Origin of the sequence: Modestobacter sp. VKM Ac-2986, from assembly GCF_026967795.1 — a bacterium.
Classification (GTDB): domain Bacteria; phylum Actinomycetota; class Actinomycetes; order Mycobacteriales; family Geodermatophilaceae; genus Modestobacter.
Map to the genome: position 1 here is coordinate 543,054 of NZ_JAPVBH010000003.1, position 13,576 is coordinate 556,629.

A 13,576-nucleotide genomic window follows, 5' to 3' on the forward strand; every position below is an offset into this window, starting at 1 on the left:
CCGCGCCCCCGGGGACCGGGCATCCTGGGAGCCGGAGAGGGGGCCGGATGACCGACGTCGAGCAGGACCTGCAGGACCGGCTGACCCGGCTCGCCCGGCACGCGCCCTCCCGCGGTGACACCGCCGCGCACGTCCTGGCCCTGCGCAGCCGGCGCCGCCGGGGCCGTGCCGCGCAGGTCGCCGGTGCGGCCACGGTCGCCCTCGCCGTCGTCCTGGCCGTCGTGCCCGGGCGCCCGGCGCACCCGCCGCCGCCCGTCGTCACCACCGAGGTGGTGACCGGGTACACCGGCCCCTCGCTCTACGACGTCCCCACCCGCGGGTCGCTGGCCGGGGACGCGGCGTTCGTCGCCGGGGTGCAGGCCATCGAGTGGGCCAGCCCGCCGAACGCGGCGCTGGGCGTGCTGTCGCCGCCGGCCGACACCCGCCGGGTGCTCTTCGCCGGCGACGTCCCCGGCGGGCACCGCTGGGCGCTGGTCATGGGCCGGGTCGGCGACGAGCTGCGGACCGCCTGGTTCGCCGGCCGCACCGGCTCCCCGCCCGGGCGGCTGACGTTGTGGCTGGGCACCGGGGAGGCCAGGCCCGACGTGCCGATCGCCCTGCAGGACGCCGGTGCCGCGACCGGGCCGCTGGTGGTGGTCGGGATGCCCGGCGACCGGGTCGAGTACTCCCCCGGCCAGGACCGCGACGCCGCGGGCCGGCTGGTCCGGTCCTACGCCGAGCTGCCCGTGGTGGACGGGGTGTCGCTCGGGGAGGTGAGCACCCCGCTGGTCGAGTCCGCCGCCATCGCGATCGCCTACCGGGACGGCCGGGTGGTGGCCGCCGGGGCGCCGCGGACGCTCCACATGCCACTGCGCGGGGTGCCGCTGCACCCGGACCCGGACGCCGCCTACTGGCTGCGGCTGCGGGACTGCCTGACGCCGCAGGGCTTCCGGGTGACCGTGGCGCCCTCGGGCCGGGACCTCAGCTGGACCGGCGGCCCGGTCACCGGACCCGACGGGAGCGAGCTCAGCAGCGCGGAGCGTGCCCAGAACGCCGCGGTCTTCGACCGCTGCGCCGAGGACGTCCGGCAGGGCTGACCCCGCCGGGCCCGCCGCTGGGCTCAGGGCTGCTGGTGGACCGCGTCCGGGCGGGCTCCTCGGCCGGGACGGGACGGTCGGCCGACGCCCGCCGGGCGTCACCCCTCCCCTCACTGCGGTCTTCCCTTCAGCCCGACTCGGCGCCAAGTTGGGGATAACGGTCGACGTCACGCAGGCCGGACAGCAGCACGTCCAAGGCCCGGTCACGACCTACGACGAGGTCGGTCGCGGGTACCCGGGCGCCCAGCCCGAGGAGGGCACGGCCCGACCCGCACGGGAGCGGGCGCGGGCGGCGGCGGGGTCGGCAGCCGGCGCGGTGGTGGTCACGGAACCCTCCGGGGCGAGTCGCGGTGGACGGTGCGCAGCTGGGACTCCGAGTCGTGCAGGTAGGCGTCGAGCTGCTCGGCCGCCCGCGCGGTCTCCCCGGCGGCCAGCAGGTCCAGCAGGGCGCGGTTGCGCTGGACGTAGGGCTCGTGCAGCGGCCGCGGGTCCGCCACGGTCTGGAACAGCAGCCGCAGCTCGGCGAACAGCCGCGCCGCCGTCTCGTCCAGCCGGCGGCTGCGGCCCAGCGCCACCAGGGCGAGGTGGAAGCGCATGTTCGCCGTCCCGACGGCCGGCCAGTCACCGCGCCGGGCGGCGTCCTCGGCGGCGGCGACCGCGTCGTGCAGCGGCCGCAGCCGCACGGCGTCGGCGCCCTCCAGGCGCGCGACGACGCCGCACTCGATGGCCCGCCGCGCCCGGTACAGGTCGACCAGGTCGTCCTCGTCGAGCTCGGGGACGAAGACGCCGCGGTGCAGCCGGTGCACCAGCAGGCCCTCGTGGGTGAGCAGCCGGAACGCCTCACGCAGGGTGTTCCGGGAGACGTGCAGCACCTCGACCAGCTGCTCCTCGCTCAGCCGGGTGCCCGGTGGCAGGTCGCCCTCGATGACCCGGGCGCGCAGCAGCTCGGCGACCCGCTCGGCGGTGCTGGACCGGTCGAAGCTGCGCACCTCGTGGGCGACGGTGCGCAACCAGCCGGAGTCCGCGGCGTCGGTCATGCGGCCATCCTGCCCGGTCGGCGTGTGTCGTCGCAGTTAATTGTCCGGCCATCCCCTTGTCGGATTGTTCAACAACTCCCTAGGTTCACCCGGCAAGGGGCACAGCCCCGACGGACGCCGCCCGCGCGGCACCGACCGACCCGACCGGGGAGCACCCATGGCACACGAGGCGCACGGCACGGACAGCGCGGCACCGACCGGCGGGCGACTGGCGACCAGCACCCGGTCGACCCTGCTGGGCGCGATGTTCCTGATGGCCACCTCGGCGATCGGGCCGGGCTTCATCACCCAGACCACCACGTTCACCGTGCGGCTGGGCGCGGCGTTCGCCTTCGCGATCGTCATCTCGATCCTGGTCGACATCGCGCTGCAGCTCAACGTCTGGCGGGTGATCGGCGTCAGCGGCCGCCGCGCCCAGGAGCTGGGCAACCTGGTCCTCCCGGGCATGGGCTGGGTGATGGCCGGCTTCCTGCTGATCGGCGGGCTGGTGTTCAACATCGGCAACGTCGCCGGCTCCGGGCTGGGCCTGGACGCGATGCTCGGCCTGGACCCCAAGCTCGGCGGCGCGCTGTCGGCGCTGATCGCCATCGGCATCTTCCTGAGCAAGAAGGCCGGGCTGGCCGTCGACCGGATCGTCGTCGTCCTGGGCATCGCGATGATCGCGCTGACCACCTACATCGCGATCACCTCCGGGCCCCCCGTCGGGCAGGCGCTGAGGAACGTCGTCCTGCCCGAGCAGGTCGACGTGCTGGCGATCACCACGCTCGTCGGCGGCACGATCGGCGGCTACATCGTCTACGCCGGCGCGCACCGGCTGCTGGACTCCGGCGTCTCCGGCGCCGCCCACGTCCGGGACATCACCCGCGGCTCGGTCACCGGCATCCTGCTCACCGCCGTCATGCGGGTCGTGCTCTTCCTGGCCATCCTCGGCGTCGTCAGCGGCGGCGCCGCGCTCGACCCGGCCAACCAGGCCGCCTCGGCGTTCCAGCAGGCCGCCGGTGAGATCGGGCTGCGCGTGTTCGGCATCGTGCTGTGGGCCGCGGCGATCACCAGCGTCATCGGGGCCAGCTACACCTCGGTGTCCTTCGTGACCTCCCGGACGCAGACCTCCGACCGCACCCGCACGCTGCTCGTCGTCGGCTTCATCGCGGTCACCACCGCGGCCTACCTGCTCATCGGCACCGCGCCGACCACGCTGCTGGTGTTCGCCGGGGCGTTCAACGGGCTGCTGCTGCCCATCGGCATCGCCGTCCTGCTCTGGGTGGCGACCCGGCGGGCCGACCTGCTCAACGGCTACCGCTACCCGCGCTGGCTGCTGGTCGTCGGCTGGGTCGCCTGGCTGCTGACGCTGGTGCTGGCCGTCCGGTCGGTCCAGCCGGTCATCGACCTGTTCCGCTGACCGGCCGAGCGGGCAAGGAGAGCGTCATGGACCTCAACAGCGACCTCGGCGAGGGCTTCGGCCAGTGGACCCTCGGCGACGACGACGCGCTGCTCGGCGTGGTCACCAGCGCCAACGTCGCCTGCGGCTTCCACGCCAGTGACGCGTCGATCATGCGGCGGGTGTGCGACAAGGCCGTGGAGTCCGGCGTCGCGATCGGCGCGCAGGTGGGCTACCGCGACCTGCCCGGCTTCGGCCGCCGGTTCATCGACATGGAGCCCGAGGCGCTCACCGCCGACGTGGTCTACCAGGTCGGCGCGCTGCAGGCCTTCGCCCGGATCGCCGGCGACCGGGTGCGCTACGTCAAGCCGCACGGCGCCCTCTACAACGCGATCGTCCACCACGAGGAGCAGGCCGCCGCCGTGGTGGCCGCGGTCGTCGCGCTCGACCCGACGCTGCCGGTGCTCGGGCTCCCGGGCTCGGCCTGGCTGAGGCTGGCCGCCGAGGCCGGGCTGACCGTGGTGCACGAGGCGTTCGCCGACCGCGCCTACACACCCGAGGGCACCCTGGTGTCCCGCCGGCTGCCCGGCGCGGTGTTGCACGACCCGGCGGAGATCGCCGCGCGCTGCGTGGCCATGGCCGCCGGCGAGCCGGTCCGGGACGTCGAGGGCGGCGAGCTGGTGCTCACGCCCGGGTCGATCTGCGTGCACGGCGACACCCCGGGCGCGGTGGGGATCGCCCGGCAGGTGCGGGCGGCGCTGACCGCGGCCGGGGTCGCCCTGACCCCGTTCGCGCCCGCCTGATGCGCCTGCTGCCCAGCGGCAGCGCCGCGCTGCTGGTCGAGGTCGACGGGCTGGACGACGTGCTGGCGCTGTACGCCGCGCTGACCGACGCCCCACCCGAGGGCGTCGTCGACATCGTGCCCGCCGGCCGCACGGTGCTGCTGGTGACCGACCCGGCGCGCACCACCCTCGACGCGGTGGCCGCCGCGGTGCGGACGACGACCCCGCGCCCCGGCGACCGGCGGTCCGGGGACGCCGTCGAGCTGCCGGTGCACTACGACGGCGCCGACCTCGCCGACGCCGCCGGGCTGCTGGGGCTCACGCCCGAGGAGCTGGTCCAGCGGCACACCGGGGCACCGTGGACCGTGGCCTTCTGCGGCTTCGCGCCCGGGTTCGGCTACCTCGTCCAGCCCGGCACGCAGTGGGACGTGCCGCGCCGGGCGACCCCGCGGACCAAGGTGCCGCCGGGCTCGGTGGCGCTGGCCGGGGAGTTCAGCGGCGTCTACCCGCGGGAGTCCCCCGGAGGTTGGCAGCTCATCGGCCGCACCGACGTCGCCGTCTTCGACCTGGCCCGCGACCCGGCGGCGCTGCTGCGGCCGGGCACCCGGGTGCGCTTCGTCGAGGTGGGCGCATGAGCCTGACCGTGCTGGCCCCGGGCCCGCTGACCACCGTGCAGGACGAGGGGCGACCCGGCCAGGCGGCGCTGGGCATCGGCCGTTCCGGCGTCGCCGACCGCGCCTCGGCCCGGCTGGCCAACCGGCTGGTGGGCAACCCACCGGACGCCGCGGTGCTGGAGGTGACCCTCGGCGGGCTGGCCGTCCGCGCCGAGGCCGACCTGCTCGTGGTCACCACCGGCGCCCGCTGCCCCGGCTCCCCGCACGACGCCCCGACCCTGCTGCGCGCCGGTACGGAGCTGCGGCTGGGCGCCCCCGCCGCGGGGCTGCGCACCTACCTCGCGGTGCGCGGCGGGATCGCCGTCCCGCCGGTGCTGGGCTCGCGCGCCACCGACGTCCTGGCCGGGCTGGGTCCGGCCGTCGTCGCCGCCGGGGACGTGCTGCCGGTCGGTGCGCCGGCCGCGCCGCTGCCCGGGGTCGACCTCGCCGCGGTACCCGACCCGGCCGCCGGCGACCTGACCGTCACGGTGCTGCCCGGCCCGCGCGCGGACTGGTTCGGCGAGGCCGGTTGGGCCGCGCTGACCGGGCAGCGGTGGACGGTCACCAGCGAGAGCAACCGGGTCGGCCTGCGGCTGGACGGCGTCCCGCTGGAGCGGCTGCGCGCCGGCGAGCTGCCCAGCGAGGGCATGGTCCGCGGCGCGCTGCAGGTGCCGCCGTCGGGCACGCCGGTGCTCTTCCTCGCCGACCACCCGGTCACCGGCGGCTACCCGGTGATCGGCTACGTGACCGACGCCGACGTCGACCGGTGCGCCCAGCTGCGCCCCGGCCAGGGCCTGCGGCTGCGCGCCGGCTGACCGACGTCGGGCACCGACGGCGGCCACGCCCTCGTGCCGGCCCACCGGCACGAGGGGGCTGGACGCCGGCAGGGCGGCCCGGTAGACCACTGCCGTGACCCACCCCGGCCCAGTCACCGTCCGCCCCGCCGACTGGCCGCCCGGGGCGACCTCGTCCGTCACCGACCTCGACGGCCCGGTGCACTGGCTCGACCTCGGCGGCCCGGCCGGTGCCCCGGTGCTCGTCGCCGTCCACGGCCTGGGCGGCTCGGCGCTGAACTGGGGGCTGCTGGGCCCCCGGCTGGCCGCGACGCACCGGGTGCTCGCCGTCGACCTCGTCGGGCACGGGGGCAGCGGGCTGCCGGACCCGGGCCGAGGACTGGCTGCCGACCGCCGGGTGCTGCACCGCTTCCTGACCGAGGTGGCCGGGGCCCCGGTGGTGCTGCTCGGTCACTCGATGGGCGGGGTGCTCGCGCTCCAGCACACCGCCGAGCACCCGGGCACCGTCGACCGGCTGGTGCTGCTGTCGCCGCCGGTACCCGGCGGGCGGGGCCGGCTGGACCGCGCCCTGCTCGCGCGGCGGGCGCTGCTGCGGCTGCCCGGCGTCGCCGGGGCGGTGCGGCGCCGGCTGGCCGCGCTCACCCCCGAGGAGGTCGTCGACCAGCAGCTGCGCCGGGCCACCCCGCACGCCGACCGCGTGCCGGCCGACGCCGTCGCCGCCTCGGTGGCCGAGACCCGGCTGCGGGCCGGCCGGTCGGACGCCGCCGGCGCCCAGGCCCAGCAGTGGGCCGGGATCGTCGACACCATGGCGCTGCTGGGCCACGCCGGCGCCTGGCGGCGGACGCTGGCCGGCATCGACGTCCCGGTCCTGTGGCTGCAGGGCGCGGACGACCCGCTGTCCCGCGCCGACCGGGCCGCCGCGCTCGCGGCCACCCGCCCGGATTGGCCCTTCCTCGTCCGCGCGGGAGCCGGTCACCTGCTCTCGCTGGAGGACCCGGAGTGGACCGCGGCACGGATCACCGACTGGCTGGCGGCCCCGCAGCCGGGCTGAGGCACGGAGCGCGAGGAGCGGGTCCGCGGGCGGTGCGCCAGGATCGACGCCGTGTTCGACGAGGAGGTCCTGGAGCTCGGCCGGGTGTCCGGCGCGCACGGTGAGGTCGTGCTGCGGCGGCGGGGCGGGGTGACCGAGCTGATCGTGGACGGCGTCTTCGCCATGGACGACGTCGACACCACCACCGAGCGCGCACTGGCCACCGAGACGCTGGCGCGGTGCACCGGCGAGGGCCTGCGGGTGCTGGTCGGCGGGCTGGGCCTGGGCTGGACCGCGGCGACCGCGCTGGCCGATCCGCGGGTGGCCGACGTCGAGGTCGCCGAGCTGCAGCCCGCGCTGGCCGGCTGGGCCGCCGACGGTCTGCTGCCGGGGCTGCCCGGCGGGCTGCCGGACCGGCTGCGGGTGTGCACCGCCGACGTCGCCGACGTCGTGGCCGGGTCGCCGGGCACCTGGGACGCGGTGCTGCTCGACGTCGACAACGGCCCGGCGTTCCTGGTGCACCAGGCGAACGCCGGGCTGTACGAGCCGGCCGGCCTGGCCACGACGCTGGCCGCGCTGCGGCCCGGCGGGGTGCTGGCGGTCTGGTCCAGCGACCCGATGCCGGAGCTGGCCGACCGGCTGGCCGCGCTCCCCGGCACCACCGACGTGGAGCACCAGCTGCTCCCGGTGGAGCGGGACGGCCGGCGGTTCGACTACGCGATCGTCACCGCCCGCGCGGCCGGTCAGCCCTCGCGGGGCGGGTCGTAGGCCGAGCCGCCCCGGAAGCGGGCGCGGGCGGCGGTCACCAGCGGGGCGAGGACGACGCCGTCGCGGGCGAGCCGGGCACGCAGCTGACGGCGGTGGGTGAGCACCCCGACCAGGCCGATGGCCCAGAAGACGTACTGCACCGCGAACGCGGCCCGGAAGGCGTCCAGCGAGTAGTCGGTGGAGCTGCCCGGGGTCAGCACGTCGAGCACGGAGCCGATGGCCAGCACGGTGAGCAGCGAGGCGACGAACCCGCCGACGTTGACCACGCCGCTGGCGCTGCCGGAGCGCTCGACCGGGTTCTCGGTGCGGGCGAAGTCGAAGCCGATCATCGACCCCGGCCCGTTGGTGCCCAGCACCAGCACCAGGACGACGAGCAGCCACAGCGGCGCGCGGCCGGGCCACAGCAGCACGACGGTCCAGGTGACCGCGGTGATCCCGAGGATGCCGAACACCAGGTCGGAGCGGCGCAGCGGCCACCGGGCGACGAGCCGGCCCAGCAGCGGGCCGAAGCCCATCCCCACGACGACCAGCAGGCTCAGCAGGGTGGCCGCGACGCCGGCGGACAGGCCCTGGCCGGTGGTCAGGAACGGGTAGCCCCAGAGCAGGGCGAACACGGTGCCGGAGAACTGGGTGACCAGGTGGGTGAACAGGCCGATCCGGGTGCCCGGCTCCTGCCAGGTGTCGACCAGGTTCCGGCGCACCTGCGCCAGGCCGAGCGGCGGGGCGAGCACGGTGCCGGGCGGGGCGTCGCGCAGCGCCACGAACACCAGCACCGCGGCCAGCACGCCCGTCCCGGCGGCCCCCAGGAAGGTGGGCTCCCAGCCGGCGGAGTGCAGCAGCCGCACCAGCGGGTAGGCGGCGACGATCTGCCCGAGCTGGCCGAGGATGCCCGTCAGCTGGGTGATCACCGGCACGACGCGGCCGGGGAACCACATCGGCACCAGGCGCAGCACGCTGATGAAGGTCATCGCGTCCCCGGCGCCGACCAGCACCCGGGCCACCACGGCGGTGGGCACGTCGTCGGCGAGGGCGAGCACGACCTGCCCCACCGACATCGTCAGCGCCCCGGTCAGGATCAGCCGCCGCGATCCGAACCGGTCGAGGGCGACCCCGACCGGCACCTGCAGCCCGGCGTAGACGGCCAGCTGCAGCACCAGGAACAGCGAGATCGCCGACGCCCCCGCGGAGAACCGCTCCTGCGCCTCGACCCCGGCCACCCCGAGCGAGGCCCGGTGGAAGATCGCGACCGCGTAGGCGACCAGGGCGATGCCCCAGATCACGTAGGCCCGACGGGGGGTGCGGGCCGACGTCACGCTGGGGGTGGACACGTACACAGACGACACCAGGGCCGGCCCGGGGCTTCCACCCGGGCCCGGTGAGATCCCTCACCGGACGCCGGGAGGCTCACTCGAAGACGACGGTCCGGCTCCCGTGGACGACGACGCGGTTCTCGGTGTGCCAGCGGACGGCGTGCGCCAGCGCCCGGGTCTCGGCCTCCCGGCCGCGGGCGGCGAGCTGCTCGGGGGTCAGCGCGTGGTCGACCCGGAGCATCTCCTGCTCGATGATCGGGCCCTCGTCGAGGTCGGCGGTGACGTAGTGCGCGGTCGCGCCGATGAACTTCACCCCGCGGGCGTGAGCCTGGTGGTACGGCCGGGCGCCCTTGAAGCTGGGCAGCATCGAGTGGTGGATGTTGATCGCCCGGCCCTCGAGCTGGCGGCACAGGTCGTCGGAGAGGATCTGCATGTAGCGGGCCAGCACCACCAGCTCGACCCGCTCGGCGCGGACGATCTCCAGCAGCGCGGCCTCGGCCGCGGGCTTGGTGTCGCGGGTGACCGGCACGTGGTGGAAGGGCACGCCGTAGAACCCCGCGGTGCCGGCCAGGGTCTCGTGGTTGGACACGACGGCGACCACGTCGAGGTTGAGCTCGCCGATGGAGTTGCGGAACAGCAGGTCGTTGAGGCAGTGCGCGTACTGGCTGACCATGATCAGCACCCGCGGCCGGGCCGCGCCGTCGGTCATCCGCCAGTTCATCCCGAAGGTGGCGGCGATCGGCTCGAACGCCCGGCGCAGGCCGTCGAGGTCCAGCGGCGCACCGTCGGTGTGCGCGAACTCCACGCGCATGAAGAACATGCCGCTGACCGGGCTGTCGAACTGGTGGCTCTCCACGATGGTGCAGCGCTCGGTCACGAGCAGGCCGGACACCGCGTGGACGATGCCCGGGGCGTCCTGGCAGCTCAGTACCAGGACGCCGTGCTGGGCGTCGGCGGGCCGCGTCATCGCGCCTCCTCCGGATCGGTGCCGGGGGCCGGTCGACCGGCCTCGGCGGGGTGTCCCACCGCCCCCGTGGTCGACGACCCGACCACGGCGAGGGAGACGGTGCCGTGAACCTACGCAGCCCGGTGACGGGCCGAACACGGCAGATGACGACTCCGCGGCGGTGGGGAGTGCCAGCGCGGCCGCGACAATCGACGTAGCCGGGCACGGGCAGCGCAGGAGCTGACCGCGACCTGTTGCCCCCCGCCCCGGCGGGCGGGCAGGCTGTGACCGGCGCCACGGTCACCGGAGACCGTGGCCGCCGCCTGCACCAGGAGGACCGATGACCCGGATGCACGCCCGGTCGACCACGATCCACGGCGCTCCGCGGTCGGTGCCCACGGCCACCGACTTCGTCCGCGACCAGGTCGTGCCCGAGGTCGCCGCGATGGCGGGGTGCACGGGGCTGTCCCTGCTGACCGACAGCGCCTCGGGCACCTGCATCGTGACGACGTCCTGGCTCGACGAGGCCGCGATGCACGCGAGCCGGGAGGGCGTCGCGGCCTCCGCGGCACGCACCGCCGAGGTCCTCGGCGGCCGGCCGGAGCTGCAGGAGTGGGAGGTCGCCGCGATGCACCGGGTCCCGGAGGCCGGGCACGGGGCCCGGTCGCGCGTCACCTGGCTGCGGACCGGGCCCGGCGCCGTCGACCGGGCCGTCGACGCCGTCCGCCTGTCGCTGATGCCCAAGCTCGACGACCTGCCCGGGTTCTGCAGCGTCAGCGTCCTGGTGCGGCGGTCGGAGGGGCTCGCGGTCGCGGCGGTCAGCTACGCCAGCCCCGCGGACCTCGAGCAGGCGCGGGAGGGCGCCCGGGAGTTCCGGGAGTCCTTCGCCCCCGCCCTGGGCATCGAGGTCCTCGACGCCGCCGAGTTCGACGTCGCGATCGCGCACCTCCGGGTCCCGGAGACGACGTGAGCGCCCCTGCTGCGGCGCGTCCGGCACCGGTCCAGGAGCGACCGTGACGCCGACCGACCTGCGCGGCGAGGTCGCACCCGGCACCGTCGTGGTGGTCACCGGGGGCGCGCGCGGCATCGGCGCGGAACTGGCCCGGCACCTGGCCACACAGGGCGCGGCCGTGGTGACGGCCGACGTCGTCGCGGCCGGCGGGGAGACCGGGGACCTGGACATCACGCACGTGCAGGCGGACGTGAGCGACGAGGCGTCCTGGCGGGACCTCGTGGCGGTGACCCTGGACCGGCACGGCCGGATCGACGCACTGGTCAACAACGCCGCGATCTACCAGGGGCTGGGGGGCAAGCGGGCCTTCACCGACATCTCCGTCGACGAGTGGGACCGGGTCATGGCGGTCAACACCCGCGGGGTGTGGCTGGGCATGCGGGCGGTCCACCCGGTCATGAGGGCCCAGGGCCGGGGCCGGGTGGTGAACATCGCCTCCTCGACGGTGCACATGGGGGTGCCGTACTTCGCCCACTACACGGCGTCCAAGGGCGCGGTGATCGCGCTGACCCGCAGCGTGGCCCGGGAGGTGGGCGCGGACGGGATCACGGTGAACGCCGTCGCGCCCGGGCTGGTCGAGACCGAGGCCACCCGGTCCCTCAACGACCCCGACTACCTGGCCGCCTCGGCCGGCCGCCGGGCCGTCCCACGCGCGATGGAGCCCGGGGACCTGGCGCCGGTGGTGTCCTTCCTGTGCTCGGAGGGCAGCGGCTTCCTCACCGGGCAGACGCTGGTCGTGGACGGCGGGGTCACCTTCAGCTGACCGCCGCCGTCGGCGCCGGGTCCGGCGTGAGGGCACTGCGCAGGAAGGCCGCGACCGCCGCCCGGCTCGCCGGGGTCTCGAACGCCGGGTCCTCGTGGTTGGCCCCGGCCAGCAGCCACAGCGACGAGTCCACGCCCGCGGCGCGCAGCGCGCGGTGCAGGGCGCGGCTGTGGTCGGCCGGGACCATGCCGTCCCGGTCCCCGTGCACGAGGAGGAAGGGCGGCGCCCCGGCGTGCACGTGGGTGACCGGGCTGGCCGCCCGCGCCTCGGCCGGCACCTCCCGGAGGGACTGCGCGCCCAGCAGGAGCGCCTCCGGCGACGGGTCGGCCCGCGGCCCGGTCATGAACGGTGGCGGCGGTCCCGCCGGCACGTCGGTGTCCCGCAGCGTGAGGTCGGTGACCGGGAACCAGCACACGGCGGCCTGCACCGAGCTGTCCCCCAGGTCGGCGTCGCGGTCGTCGGGGCACAGCGCCAGCAGGGCGGCCAGGTGCCCACCCGCCGAGGCCCCCCACACGCCGACCCGCTCGGCGTCCACGCCCAGGTCCGCGGCGTTGCGGCGCAGCCACCGGACCGCTGCCCGCACGTCGTCGAGCTGCGCCGGGAACGTCGCCACACCGCTGAGCCGGTACTGCACGGCCGCGACCGCCACCCCGCTCGCGGCCACCGGCAGCAGCCGCTCCGCGGCGCGGGCCGTGCGCGACCCGCGCGCCCAGCCACCGCCGTGCAGCCACAGGCACAGCGGCGCGTCCGCGGCCGCCGGCAGGTACAGGTCCAGCTGCAGCTCCCCGCCCTGCGGGGAGCTGTACACCAGGTCCGACCGCACCGTCACCCCTGCGGCACCGCCGGGTGCCGCCGGCGCCCCGGTCACCGCCGCACCGCAGCCGTGAGCCCGTGGACCGCCGGGACCACCTCGTCGCGGAACAGCCGCACCGAGCGCAGCGAGGTCTCCACGTCCAGCGACCCCCAGGCGAAGGAGCCCGCCACGTGGTTCACCTCACCCACGGCCACGGCCTCGGCCACCTGCCGGGCGACCGTCTCCGGCGAGCCGACGTAGAGCCTGCCCTCGGCGACGAGCTGGTCGACGTCGACCGGCCGGGTGTGCCGCTCGTCGCCGTGCAGCCGCCACAGGTGGGTGAAGTTGCGGTGGTGGTCGGCGAAGGCCGGCCGCAGCAGGGCCATCGCCTCCTCGTCGGTCGGCGCGACGAGGACGTGCCGCATCAGCCCGAACCGCGGGGTCACGCCCGGGAGGCCGTAGCGCACCTCGCCCCGCGCGCTCGCCTCCCGGAACCGGTCGAAGAAGACCCGGCTCTGCTCCCGGACGGTCTCCAGCGGCGGGGAGACGAAGCCGAAGCCGAAGACGACGTTGTAGCCCTCCGCCCCCAGTCGCGGGATCGAGGCGGCGTTGGACGTCGGGTACCACAGCGGCGGGTGCGGCCGCTGGCGCACCGGCACGTGCAGCGGGACGGCCTCCCCCGCTCCACCCGGACGCTGGAACACCCCGGTCTCCAGCGCCGCCAGGACCGCCGGCACCAGCTCCTCGAACCGGGCGGCGGCCTGCTGTGGCGTCAGCCCGTACATCGCGGCCTCGTGCGGTGAGGATCCCTTGCCGACCCCGATCTCCAGCCGCCCACCGCTGAGCTGGTCGAGCATCCCGATCTCCTGCACGAGCCGCAGCGGGTCGTACAGCGGCACGATGAACGTCGTCGGCGCGAGCCGGATCCGTTCGGTGGCCTGGGCGGCCGCGGCCATGAACAACGCCGGGGAGGGCGCCAGCCCCAGCGGGGTGCCGTGGTGCTCCGCCAGGTGGTAGACGTCGAAGCCGCCACGGTCGGCCTCGGCCAGCAGCCGCAGCCGGTCCGCGTAGACGGCGCCCGGCGTCCTCCCCGGCACCGCGTCGATCCAGTCGAAGACGCCGAAGCTGACGTCGGGGGCGTGCGGGTCCAGCGACATGGTGTGCGTCCTCGCGTCGTCGGGAGGTGCCGGTCAGGGGTGGAGCAGGTCACCGTGGGTGGAGGCGGGCGTCCCGG

14 protein-coding genes are annotated in these 13,576 nt (G+C 76.1%); 9 read left to right on the forward strand and 5 right to left on the reverse strand.

From position 1 onward, the window contains the following. Positions 1 to 47 precede the first annotated feature (47 nt). Entirely contained in the window at positions 48 to 1,076 is a 1,029-nt protein-coding gene (locus tag O2W14_RS10515; RefSeq protein WP_269176038.1) for a hypothetical protein, read from the forward strand. 323 nt (positions 1,077 to 1,399) lie between these two features. Here the strand turns inward: O2W14_RS10515 and O2W14_RS10520 are convergent, their stop codons facing one another. Next, the gene (locus tag O2W14_RS10520; RefSeq protein ID WP_269176039.1) at positions 1,400 to 2,113 is read right to left on the reverse strand and encodes a GntR family transcriptional regulator; all 714 of its coding nucleotides are present in this window, start codon (positions 2,111 to 2,113) and stop codon (positions 1,400 to 1,402) included. A gap of 157 nt (positions 2,114 to 2,270) precedes the next feature. Here O2W14_RS10520 and O2W14_RS10525 point away from each other — a divergent pair, with 157 nt between their 5' ends. The 6 genes from O2W14_RS10525 to O2W14_RS10550 all read left to right on the forward strand — a co-directional run bounded on the left by O2W14_RS10525 (position 2,271) and on the right by O2W14_RS10550 (position 7,518). Next, on the forward strand, positions 2,271 to 3,512 hold the full coding sequence (locus O2W14_RS10525; RefSeq protein ID WP_269176040.1) for an NRAMP family divalent metal transporter: 1,242 nt from the start codon (positions 2,271 to 2,273) through the stop codon (positions 3,510 to 3,512). A 26-nt stretch (positions 3,513 to 3,538) separates the two neighbouring features. Continuing rightward, entirely contained in the window at positions 3,539 to 4,294 is a 756-nt protein-coding gene (locus O2W14_RS10530; protein ID WP_269176041.1) for a LamB/YcsF family protein, read from the forward strand. Then, a complete protein-coding gene (locus O2W14_RS10535; RefSeq protein WP_269176042.1) occupies positions 4,294 to 4,908 on the forward strand; it encodes a 5-oxoprolinase subunit B family protein in 615 nt (204 codons plus the stop codon). Before O2W14_RS10530 ends, O2W14_RS10535 begins: the two co-directional genes overlap by 1 nt. Continuing rightward, positions 4,905 to 5,741 (forward strand): biotin-dependent carboxyltransferase family protein, encoded by an 837-nt coding sequence (locus O2W14_RS10540; protein ID WP_269176043.1) that lies wholly within the window; start codon positions 4,905 to 4,907, stop codon positions 5,739 to 5,741. Before O2W14_RS10535 ends, O2W14_RS10540 begins: the two co-directional genes overlap by 4 nt. A 94-nt stretch (positions 5,742 to 5,835) precedes the next feature. Further along, a complete protein-coding gene (locus tag O2W14_RS10545) occupies positions 5,836 to 6,771 on the forward strand; it encodes an alpha/beta fold hydrolase (protein WP_269176044.1) in 936 nt (311 codons plus the stop codon). A 51-nt stretch (positions 6,772 to 6,822) separates the two neighbouring features. Continuing rightward, complete coding sequence (locus O2W14_RS10550) at positions 6,823 to 7,518, forward strand: hypothetical protein (protein WP_269176045.1); 696 nt, start codon at positions 6,823 to 6,825, stop codon at positions 7,516 to 7,518. Here the strand turns inward: O2W14_RS10550 and O2W14_RS10555 are convergent. Next, the gene (locus O2W14_RS10555; RefSeq protein WP_269176046.1) at positions 7,494 to 8,846 is read right to left on the reverse strand and encodes an MFS transporter; all 1,353 of its coding nucleotides are present in this window, start codon (positions 8,844 to 8,846) and stop codon (positions 7,494 to 7,496) included. The genes O2W14_RS10550 and O2W14_RS10555 overlap by 25 nt on opposite strands. A 76-nt stretch (positions 8,847 to 8,922) precedes the next feature. Continuing rightward, the gene (gene purU / locus O2W14_RS10560) at positions 8,923 to 9,795 is read right to left on the reverse strand and encodes a formyltetrahydrofolate deformylase (RefSeq protein WP_269176047.1); all 873 of its coding nucleotides are present in this window, start codon (positions 9,793 to 9,795) and stop codon (positions 8,923 to 8,925) included. 319 nt (positions 9,796 to 10,114) lie between these two features. Between purU and O2W14_RS10565 the strand changes: the two genes are divergently transcribed. Both O2W14_RS10565 and O2W14_RS10570 read left to right on the forward strand, forming a co-directional pair. Then, positions 10,115 to 10,744 carry a hypothetical protein gene (locus O2W14_RS10565; protein ID WP_269176048.1) on the forward strand — a complete coding sequence of 210 codons (630 nt, stop codon included), beginning with the start codon at positions 10,115 to 10,117 and terminating at the stop codon, positions 10,742 to 10,744. 43 nt (positions 10,745 to 10,787) lie between these two features. Further along, positions 10,788 to 11,549 (forward strand): SDR family NAD(P)-dependent oxidoreductase, encoded by a 762-nt coding sequence (locus tag O2W14_RS10570; protein ID WP_269176049.1) that lies wholly within the window; start codon positions 10,788 to 10,790, stop codon positions 11,547 to 11,549. On the opposite strand, the gene O2W14_RS10575 is transcribed toward O2W14_RS10570, so the two are convergent. Together O2W14_RS10575 and O2W14_RS10580 are read right to left on the reverse strand one after the other, a co-directional pair. Further along, the gene (locus O2W14_RS10575) at positions 11,542 to 12,357 is read right to left on the reverse strand and encodes an alpha/beta hydrolase (RefSeq protein WP_269176050.1); all 816 of its coding nucleotides are present in this window, start codon (positions 12,355 to 12,357) and stop codon (positions 11,542 to 11,544) included. The genes O2W14_RS10570 and O2W14_RS10575 overlap by 8 nt on opposite strands. 56 nt (positions 12,358 to 12,413) lie before the next feature. Next, positions 12,414 to 13,499 carry an LLM class flavin-dependent oxidoreductase gene (locus tag O2W14_RS10580; RefSeq protein WP_269176051.1) on the reverse strand — a complete coding sequence of 362 codons (1,086 nt, stop codon included), beginning with the start codon at positions 13,497 to 13,499 and terminating at the stop codon, positions 12,414 to 12,416. Between the last annotated feature and the right edge of the window lie 77 nt (positions 13,500 to 13,576).

Coding starts and splice junctions, on each gene's coding strand:
- O2W14_RS10535 (WP_269176042.1), top strand. CDS start 4,294: ATGCGCCTGCTGCCCAGCGGCAGCGCCGCGCTGCTGGTCGAGGTCGAC.
- O2W14_RS10565 (WP_269176048.1), top strand. CDS start 10,115: ATGACCCGGATGCACGCCCGGTCGACCACGATCCACGGCGCTCCGCGG.
- O2W14_RS10520 (WP_269176039.1), bottom strand. CDS start 2,113: ATGACCGACGCCGCGGACTCCGGCTGGTTGCGCACCGTCGCCCACGAG.
- O2W14_RS10515 (WP_269176038.1), top strand. CDS start 48: ATGACCGACGTCGAGCAGGACCTGCAGGACCGGCTGACCCGGCTCGCC.
- purU (WP_269176047.1), bottom strand. CDS start 9,795: ATGACGCGGCCCGCCGACGCCCAGCACGGCGTCCTGGTACTGAGCTGC.
- O2W14_RS10580 (WP_269176051.1), bottom strand. CDS start 13,499: ATGTCGCTGGACCCGCACGCCCCCGACGTCAGCTTCGGCGTCTTCGAC.
- O2W14_RS10525 (WP_269176040.1), top strand. CDS start 2,271: ATGGCACACGAGGCGCACGGCACGGACAGCGCGGCACCGACCGGCGGG.
- O2W14_RS10540 (WP_269176043.1), top strand. CDS start 4,905: ATGAGCCTGACCGTGCTGGCCCCGGGCCCGCTGACCACCGTGCAGGAC.
- O2W14_RS10530 (WP_269176041.1), top strand. CDS start 3,539: ATGGACCTCAACAGCGACCTCGGCGAGGGCTTCGGCCAGTGGACCCTC.